The following is a 9,237-nucleotide window of genomic DNA, read 5'->3' on the forward strand; positions in this document are numbered from 1 at the left end:
TGAAATCCATTGCGGGACGCACACACTAATGAAGCCAATCTGGATAGTTGACGACGACGAATCAATCCGCTGGGTGCTGGAAAAAGCCCTGGCGCGGGAAAATCTCGCCACCAAGAGTTTTGCCAATGCGCGCGACGCCATCGCCGCACTGGAATTTGACACGCCGCAGGTGCTCGTGTCCGATATCCGCATGCCGGGCGCGTCCGGCCTGGAATTGCTGCAGACGGTCAAGTCGCGCTTTCCCGGCTTGCCGGTCATTATCATCACGGCCTTTTCCGACCTCGATTCGGCCGTCGCAGCCTTCCAGGGCGGCGCCTTCGAATACCTGGCCAAGCCTTTCGACATCGACAAGGCTGTCGAGCTGATCCGCCGCGCGCTGGAAGAGAGCCTGCGCGAAACGAGCGTTGAATCGGGCCCGTCGGAAACGCCGGAAATCCTCGGCCAGGCGCCGGCCATGCAGGAAGTCTTCCGCGCCATTGGCCGTTTGTCGCAGTCGAACGTGACGGTGCTCATCACGGGCGAATCCGGTTCCGGCAAGGAGCTCGTGGCGCGCGCGCTGCACAAGCACAGCCCGCGCGCAGCACAGCCTTTCATCGCGCTGAACACGGCGGCGATCCCGAAGGATTTGCTCGAATCCGAACTGTTCGGCCATGAACGGGGTGCGTTTACGGGCGCGCAGACGACGCGCCGGGGCCGCTTCGAGCAAGCCGAGAACGGCACTTTGTTCCTCGATGAAATCGGCGACATGCCGTTCGACTTGCAGACGCGCTTGCTGCGCGTGCTGTCCGACGGCCATTTCTATCGCGTCGGCGGCCATCAGCCCATGAAGGCGAATGTGCGCGTCATTACGGCCACGCACCAGAACCTCGAGCAGCGCGTGCGTGACGGCCTGTTCCGCGAAGACTTGTATCACCGCCTGAACGTGATCCGGCTGCGCCTGCCCAGTTTGAGGGAGCGGCGCGAGGATATCCCCATCCTGGTGCGCCACTTCCTGGTGCAAAGCGCGCGTCAGCTGGGCGTGGAAGCCAAACGCATGAGCGAACCGACGATGCAGTTCCTCAGCAGCCTCGATTTGCCCGGCAATGTACGCCAGCTGGAAAACCTGTGCAACTGGATCACCGTCATGGCGCCGGGTCAGACGGTGGAAATCAAGGACTTGCCGCTGGAATTGACGCAGGGGCAGGGCGATGGCGCGGCCACTGCGGCGGCGGGCGAGGCTGCGCCGGCAGCCGTTGCCCAGCCGCACGGCGGCCAGGTATTCGAAGCCGCAGCGCCAGCCAACGGCGCGCCGCCAGGATGGATCGGCTTGCTGGAACTGCAGGCGGCCGGCATGCTGGGCGCGGGGCAGCAGGAAGTCATGGCTGTGCTGGGACGCCAGTTCGAATCGGCCCTGATCAAGACGGCGCTCAAGCATACGCACGGGCGCAAGAATGACGCCGCCGTGCGCCTGGGCATCGGCCGTAACACCATCACCCGCAAGATCTCCGAACTGGGCATCGACGGCGCCAAGGACGACTGATTGCCGTCCGGACGGGGCCCCGCCCCGTCCGCTTCCCCTCCTGGCGTTCCTTGCACGCCACAACACCCACAACAAGTGCAGTCGATAAGGTAAGCTGACGCCTGCCGGACTGTTTCGTCCGGTGTTAACTTGAACTGTGGAATAGCATGCTCATAAACTGCGTGGCCTACCAGGATGGCAAAAAACTGGCCGACTTGCCGATCGACGATATCAGCGATTACGTCGAACGCCCCGATTGCTTCGTCTGGGTGGCTCTGCTCGACGCCACGCCGGACGAACTGAAACAGATGCAGCACGAGTTTTGTCTGCACGAACTGGCGGTGGAAGACGCGCAGCGGGGCCACCAGCGGCCGAAGATCGAGGAGTATGGCGATTCCCTGTTTGCCGTCGTGAAAACCGTGGAAATGGTCGAGAACGAACTGGTGCTGGGCGAAGTCGATATTTTTGTCGGCGCCAACTACGTGCTCTCTTCGCGCAGCAACAGCTCGCAAGGCTTCCTTGGTGTCCGCGCGCGTGCCGAGCGCGAACCGCATCTGCTGCGCCAGGGCTCGGCCTTCGTGCTGTACGCGCTGATGGACGCCGTTGTCGACCGTTACTTTCCCGTGCTCGACGCGCTCGAATCGGAGCTGGAACTGATCGAGGACCGCATCTTCGACCGTGGCACCGAACGCGACAATATCGAACGGCTGTATCAATTGAAACGCAAGGTCATGGTCTTGCGCCACGTGGTGGCGCCCCTGATGGAAGCGGTGGGCAAGCTGCACGGCGGGCGGGTGCCGCCGCTGTGCCACGATACCCAGGAGTATTTCCGCGACGTGCACGACCATCTGGCGCGCATCAACGGCACGCTCGACACCATCCGCGATACGATCAGCACGGCGATCCAGGTGAATCTGTCGATGGTCGCCATCGATGAGAGCGAAGTGAACAAGCAATTGGCGGCCTGGGCCGCGATCTTCGCCGTGTTTACGGCGTTTGCCGGCATCTGGGGCATGAACTTCAAGTTCATGCCGGAACTGGACTGGCATTATGGCTATCCGGCCGCCGTGGCAGTGATGAGCTGTGTCTGCGGTTATATGTATTACTTGTTCAAGCGTTCCGGCTGGTTATAAAAAATTCCTGTGTATCTGTATTATTAAACAATAGCCAGGGGTACAATCGCGGCAAGTCCGTTGACCCGGGCCTTTGCTGAGGATCGCCGCGCCGGCAGCTTTGCCTGCGCTTTCCGTGCTGCGCAGGAGCATTCATGAGTATTCCGTTGTTTGATGTGAATTCGCAAGAACCCCTGTTCGATCCCGAGCAGCGGCGCACCCTGGCGGAGGCGGCCCTGCGCTCGATCACCGCCTCGACGGCGCACGCCCGTGGCGACGACTTTCTGCGCATCCTCGTCAAGGACCTGGCCGAAGCGCTTGACGTGCACTATGTGATCGCCGGGCGCCTGGTGCGCCTGGACGATGGCAGCGAAGGCATCCGCACCCTGGCCCTGTGGGGCGGCGACGGCTACCAGCCGAATATCGAATACAGCCTGCAGCACACGCCTTGCCAGGACGTGACCTGCCAGAGCATGTGTTTTCACGGCAGCGATATCCAGCGCCGCTTTCCATTCGATAGCCTCCTGGTCGACATGCAGGCGGAAAGCTATGTCGGCATGCCGCTGATCGATACCGATGGCAAGACCCTGGGCATCCTGTCGGCCATCGACACGCGTCCCATCGATGAAAACAAGCGCTTGCTGGCCTTGCTGCTGCTGTCGATCTTCTCGGCCCGCGGCGCGGCCGAGCTGCAGCACCAGGAGCGCACCCAGCAGCTGGAAGAAATCGTGCGCGTGCGCACCGAGTCCCTGCTGGCGGCGCAGGCCAACCTGATCGAGCAGGAGCAGATGGCGGCCCTCGGCTCGCTCGTTGCCGGTGTCTCACATGAGGTCAACACGCCCATCGGCGTGGCGCTGACGGCGGCGTCGAGCATGGGCAGCTATGCCGACCAGCTGGTGCAGGTGCTGGGCGGCGCCAAGGTCAGCCGTGCCGAACTGATCGACATCGCCGAGTCCTTGAAAGGCGCGGCCGCCCTGATCGAGCGCAACCTGGCGCGCGCCGCCGACCTGATCGGCAATTTCAAGCAGCTGGCCGTGGACCAGGTCAGCGAATATGTGGCCGACCTGGCGTTGCACGATTATGTACACGGCCTGGTGTCGGCGCACAGCCCGGAACTGCGCAAGGCGGCGCTGGGCGTGGAACTCGATATCGCGCCCGATTGCCAGGTGCGCCTGGCGGCCGGCAAGCTGTCGCAAATCCTCTCGAACCTGCTGATGAACAGTGCCCGCCATGGCTATCCGCAGGGTGGCCCGGGCCGCATCACGATCCGCGCGCGCATCGAGGCGGATGGCGATGACGCGGATGCGCGCTGGCTGCTGCTGGACTTTTCCGACGACGGCATCGGCCTGGCGCCCGCCGTGCGCGAACACATGTTTGAACCGTTTTTCACCACCAAGCGTGGGCAGGGCGGCTCCGGCCTGGGCATGCACATCGTCTACACCATCGTGCAGCAACTGGGCGGCCAGGTGTGCGCCATCGACTGCACTCCCGGCTGTCATATACAAATCAGGCTGCCGCTGGCCTCCCGGCAGGCGTAAAAAAACCTCACTGACATAGTGCAGCGACGCTGATTTCTGGTGCATACCGTACACCATCATTGTGCAAAACAATATTACTGAATTGTAAATTGTTGTTTTTTATTCCTGCGCTCAGTGCATCGTTGACACCTTCCAATTCCCCGTGTTTTGATGGTTCATTAAGGTTCAGTCTGCCAACGGCAACTGGGCCTTTGACGGGTAGTGGCATGGCGGCTAAGCATCATCATTCATCAAGTTCGGACGGCCCTTTGGCGCAGGCCCGGGTGCGGTTTTTATAACGATAAAGAATGTTAATGCGCGGATAGTCGCCCTGTACGGAGCGCCGCATCGGCAGTTCGGTGGCGCCGAGTTCACATGATAAAAATGCAATAAAAACATATATCAAGGGGAGTTTGCAATGATGATGGAAACAGTCTTGTCTCGTTCTTTGCGTTTGATGTTTACGGGTAGCGCCGTCGTCGCTGGCCTGACCATGCTGGCCCAGCCAGCCATGGCACAACAGAACGATGCACCCATGCAGCGTGTCGAAGTCACCGGCTCCGCCATCAAACGGATCGATGGTGAAACCTCAGTGCCGATCACCATCATGAAAATGGATGATCTCAAAAAGCAGGGCATTACCACCATCGAGCAGGTCATGTCGAACCTGAGCGCCTCGCAGGCATCGCAGGGCACCAGCCAGGTCGTTGGCCTGGGCACCGGCGGCGCTTCGTTCGCCGACTTGCGCGGTATTGGCGCGAACAAGACCCTCGTCTTGCTGAACGGCCGCCGCATGGCCAACAATGCGCTCGACGCCTCGGCGCCCGATTTGAACATGATCCCGTTTGCCGCGCTCGAACGCGTTGAAGTATTGCGCGATGGCGCGTCGTCGCTGTACGGCAGCGATGCCGTCGGTGGCGTGATTAACTTCATCACGCGCAAGGACTTCCAGGGCGGCATCGTCAGCATCGGTGCCGATATGCCGGAACAATCGGGTGGCTTCTCCAAGAATGCCAATGTCGGTTTCGGCTATGGCGACCTGGATAAGGATGGCTTCAATATTTTCGGTATGCTCGATACCCAGAGCCAGCGTGCCATTACCGGTACCCAGCGCAATTACAACAAGCGCTATCCAGGCGGCATTTCGCCGACCACCAGCCCCGCCAATTACTATCAGGACGACCAGACGGGCAATCCGACGGCGCCTAGCTGCGCCGCGGGTACCTTCCTGGTACCGAGCGGCGATGGCACCAGCTGCAATATGTCGACCTCGAACTTCGTGGACTATGTGCCAAAAAGCAAACGCACGACCGGCTTGCTCAAAGGCGTCCTGAAGCTGAACGCAAATCATGAGATGAGCCTGGAATACCTGAACAGCGAAAGCAAGGTCTACAGCGCTATCGCCCCGGTACCGTATGGTGGCTTGCGCCAGAACCGCACGCGCCTCGATGGTTCGCCGAATCCGTACTACCCTGGCAATGGCAATTTCACGCCGAACATTCCGCTCGACGCCGCTTACGTCGATCCCAACTTCATGCCTGCCGGCGTCAATCCTGGCTTCGTGAACGTCAAATGGCGCGATTTGCCGAACGGTTCGCGCGCTGATGAAAATATCAACAAACAACAGCGCTTCGTCGCTGGCTTGAACGGCAACCTCGCCGGCTGGGACTACAACGCGGCGCTGACCTTCAATGAAAACAAGGTCGCTGTGAATCTGATGGGCTACAGCGATGGCGGCATCATCACGAAGGGTGTCTTGAACGGCATCATCAACCCATACGGCGACCAGGACGCGGCCGGCATGGCCTTGATCGAAAGTGCCGCATTGAACGGCAATGTCCGCAATGCCAAGGGTACGACCAAGGTCGCCGACTTCAATGCAAGCCGCGAACTGGGCGACTGGCTGGGCGCTGGCCGCGCTGCCGCTCTGGCCGTGGGTGCGCAGGTGGGACATGAGAAATTCCTCAGCACCGCCAATTCGGAATATGCCGCCAAGGTCGTTGCCAGTACCGGTATCGATCCGGAAACGCATGACGAAGGTTCGCGCACCACGCAAGCCGTGTACGCCGAGTTGAACGTGCCTATCCTCAAGACCTTGGACGTGACCGCCGCCGTGCGTTATGACCGTTACAGCGATTTCGGCAATACGACCAACCCGAAAGTGGCATTCCGCTTCCAGCCGACGAAAGAAGTGCTGTTCCGCGGTTCGTACTCGACCGGTTTCCGTGCGCCATCGCTGTACGAGATCAATTCCTCGCAAACGTACACCAATACCAGCCAGCGTGATGACCCTATCAATTGCCCGGGCGGTACGGCATTGCCTGGCAAGCCCAAGGCAACGAATTGCCAACAGCAATTCCAGGCCTTGTTTGGCGGTAATAAAAAGCTGTCGCCTGAAGAGTCGCGCAACATTACTCTGGGCGTCGTCTTCGAACCGATCGCCAACCTGAGCATCGGCATCGATTACTGGGACATCAAGCTCGACCATTCGATCGGCAGCCTGGCGGAAGACGACGTGTTTGGAGATCCGGTTACCTACGCGGCCGTGTACCACCGCACGGCGAACGGCAACCTGGCCACCGACGGTTCGCAATGCCCGAATCCGGCCACTTGCGGCTATGTCGACCTGCGTACCCAGAACCTGGGTGGCGTGAAGACCCGCGGCCTCGACTTGAGCGTCAACTACCGCTTGCGCACCAGCGACTTTGGCACGTTCGCCCTGGTCACCAACAGCACGTACGTCAACAAGTACGAGTATCAAAGTGCCGAAGGCGGCAAGTGGAAGCAGAACGTCGGCGTCTTCTCCGGCGCCGGTCCGATCTTCCGCTGGCAGCATACGGCCAGCGTGAACTGGAACAGCGGTATCTTCAGTGCCGGCATGTCGGGTCATTACAAGTCCGGTTACCTGGACCAGGATGAAGAGCACAAAGTGGCGTCCTACACCACCTTTGATGCTTTCGGAACGGTTGCCGCCACCAAGAACGTGACTCTGACCGTCGGCGTGCGCAATCTGTTCGATCGCGAGCCGCCACTGAGCTATCAAACCACGACCTTCCAGGCTGGCTATGATCCACGCTATGCCGACGCCATTGGCCGTACCGTTTATCTGCGCGGCAGCTATACGTTCTAAGCTTGTTGCAGGCTGAAAGCTGAAACGCCCGGGTGAACCCGGGCGTTTTTTTTGCGCTGGCCGTGCAGCACGGCCGCCGTGGCTTATTTTCCGCGCGCCGCCATCGACAGGGCCACCGCTTCGGCCACCTTGATGCCGTCGACGGCCGCCGACAGGATGCCGCCCGCATAGCCGGCGCCTTCGCCGGCGGGGAACAGTCCCCGTGTATTCAGGCTTTGCAAGTCATCGTCGCGGCGCTTGATGCGGATCGGCGACGAGGTGCGCGTTTCCACGCCCGTCAGCACGGCGTCGGCCTTGTAGTAACCCTTGATCTGCTTGTTGAACGCCGGGAAGGCTTCGCGCAGGGCCGTGATCGCGTATTCAGGCAAGGACGGCGCCAGGTCCGTCAGGTGCACGGCCGGCTTGTAGGAGGGCACCACGCTGCCAAATTCCGTCGAGGCGCGGCCGGCCACGAAGTCGCCGACCAATTGTCCTGGCGCATCGTAGTTGCCGCCACCGAGGGCAAACGCGCGCTCTTCCAGCTCGCGCTGCAGGGCGATGCCGGCCAGCGGGTCGCCCGGGTAGTCGGCGGGCGTGATGCCGACGACGATGGCGCTGTTGGCGTTGCGTTCGTTGCGCGAATACTGGCTCATGCCGTTCGTCACCAGGCGGCCCGGTTCCGAGGCGGCCGCCACCACCGTGCCGCCCGGGCACATGCAGAAGCTGTAGACGGAGCGGCCATTGCTGGCGTGATGCACGAGCTTGTAGTCGGCCGCGCCCAGGATCGGGTGGCCGGCGCTGGGGCCGAAGCGGCAGCTGTCGATCAGCGACTGCGGGTGTTCCACGCGGAAGCCGATCGAGAACGGTTTTGCTTCGATGTACACGCCGCGGCGGTGCAGCATCTCGAAGGTGTCGCGCGCGCTGTGGCCAATGGCCAGCACGACATGGTTGCTGGCGATGGTTTCGCCATTGTCCAGCAACACGCCGCGCACCTGGCCGCCATCGCTGCCTGGCACGATGTCGAGATCGACCACTTTGCTGCTGAAGCGGTATTCGCCGCCCAGCTTTTCGATATTCGCGCGCATTTCTTCCACCATCTTGACCAGGCGGAAGGTGCCGATGTGCGGTTTGCTCACATACATGATTTCTTCGGGCGCGCCGGCCTTGACGAATTCCGTCAGCACCTTGCGGCCGTAGTGTTTGGGATCCTTGATCTGGCTGTACAGCTTGCCGTCCGAGAAAGTACCGGCGCCGCCTTCGCCGAACTGCACGTTCGACTCGGGGTTCAGTTCGCGCTTGCGCCAGAAGCCGAAGGTGTCGACCGTGCGCTCGCGCACCTGCTTGCCCCGTTCCAGGATGAGGGGGCGCAAGCCCATCTGTGCCAGGATCAGCGCCACGAACAGGCCGCACGGGCCCGTGCCGATGACGATGGGACGCGCTTCATTGGTGTGGCCGGCCAGCTGTTCGCCGCCGGCGACGAATTTATAGTCGGTGTCGGGCGCGGGCATCAGGTGGATATCGTGGCCCAGGCGCGCCAGCACGGCCGCTTCATTCTTGACGTCCACGTGCAGCGAGTAAATCAACACCACGGCACTGCGCTTGCGCGCGTCATAGCTGCGCTTGAAGACGGTAAAGCCGAGCAGCTCATCGGCGGCAATGCCGAGGCGGGCCAGGATGGCGGCCGGTAGGGCTGCATCGTCGTGTTCGAGGGGGAGTTTTACTTCGTTGAGTCGCAACATGGTGTGTATTTTCAAAAATTGCCGGGCTCCGTATCTAGCGGAGAGTGTGTGGTGCCGCGTGAGGGCATCAGGGCGCTATTTTACCCGCATGTCCAGCTGCGGGCCATCTGCAGGCTATCCGCGAGGTTGGCGGCGCCTTAGAAAAGAGGAGGCTGAAAAGAAAAAATCCGGCGGCCAATGCATGGCCGCCGGATTTTTTTGCTAACTAACTGTTATTTCTTGCCTGGCGATTAGAACGTGTAGCGGCCGCCCAGCGTGAAGT

At 61.2% G+C, this 9,237-nt stretch carries 5 protein-coding genes; 4 read left to right on the top strand and 1 reads right to left on the bottom strand.

Features of this window, described 5'->3' with window-relative positions:
• The first annotated feature begins 28 nt into the window (after window positions 1–28).
• From ntrC to ASN89_RS10195, 4 genes are all read left to right on the top strand, one after another.
• Complete coding sequence (gene ntrC, locus ASN89_RS10180) at window positions 29–1,519, top strand: nitrogen regulation protein NR(I) (RefSeq protein ID WP_058049185.1); 1,491 nt, start codon at window positions 29–31, stop codon at window positions 1,517–1,519.
• Between the two features lie 146 nt (window positions 1,520–1,665).
• Complete coding sequence (corA, locus tag ASN89_RS10185; protein WP_034760218.1) at window positions 1,666–2,631, top strand: magnesium/cobalt transporter CorA; 966 nt, start codon at window positions 1,666–1,668, stop codon at window positions 2,629–2,631.
• Between the two features lie 134 nt (window positions 2,632–2,765).
• A complete protein-coding gene (locus ASN89_RS10190) occupies window positions 2,766–4,148 on the top strand; it encodes a GAF domain-containing sensor histidine kinase (RefSeq protein ID WP_046685421.1) in 1,383 nt (460 codons plus the stop codon).
• A 415-nt stretch (window positions 4,149–4,563) separates the two neighbouring features.
• Window positions 4,564–7,257 carry a TonB-dependent receptor gene (locus tag ASN89_RS10195; RefSeq protein ID WP_160309318.1) on the top strand — a complete coding sequence of 898 codons (2,694 nt, stop codon included), beginning with the start codon at window positions 4,564–4,566 and terminating at the stop codon, window positions 7,255–7,257.
• Window positions 7,258–7,340: 83 nt separating this feature from the next.
• Here the strand turns inward: ASN89_RS10195 and ASN89_RS10200 are convergent, their stop codons facing one another.
• On the bottom strand, window positions 7,341–8,975 hold the full coding sequence (locus tag ASN89_RS10200; RefSeq protein WP_058049186.1) for an NAD(P)/FAD-dependent oxidoreductase: 1,635 nt from the start codon (window positions 8,973–8,975) through the stop codon (window positions 7,341–7,343).
• Window positions 8,976–9,237: the final 262 nt, after the last annotated feature.

The sequence above is a fragment of the Janthinobacterium sp. Ant5-2-1 genome (genome assembly GCF_001445815.1).
Taxonomy (GTDB): domain Bacteria; phylum Pseudomonadota; class Gammaproteobacteria; order Burkholderiales; family Burkholderiaceae_D; genus Janthinobacterium; species Janthinobacterium lividum_E.

Bases quoted from the DNA above. Each gene is read 5' to 3' on its own strand.
- ntrC (WP_058049185.1), top strand. From the start codon at position 29: ATGAAGCCAATCTGGATAGTTGACGACGACGAATCAATCCGCTGGGTG.
- corA (WP_034760218.1), top strand. From the start codon at position 1,666: ATGCTCATAAACTGCGTGGCCTACCAGGATGGCAAAAAACTGGCCGAC.
- ASN89_RS10190 (WP_046685421.1), top strand. From the start codon at position 2,766: ATGAGTATTCCGTTGTTTGATGTGAATTCGCAAGAACCCCTGTTCGAT.
- ASN89_RS10200 (WP_058049186.1), bottom strand. From the start codon at position 8,975: ATGTTGCGACTCAACGAAGTAAAACTCCCCCTCGAACACGACGATGCA.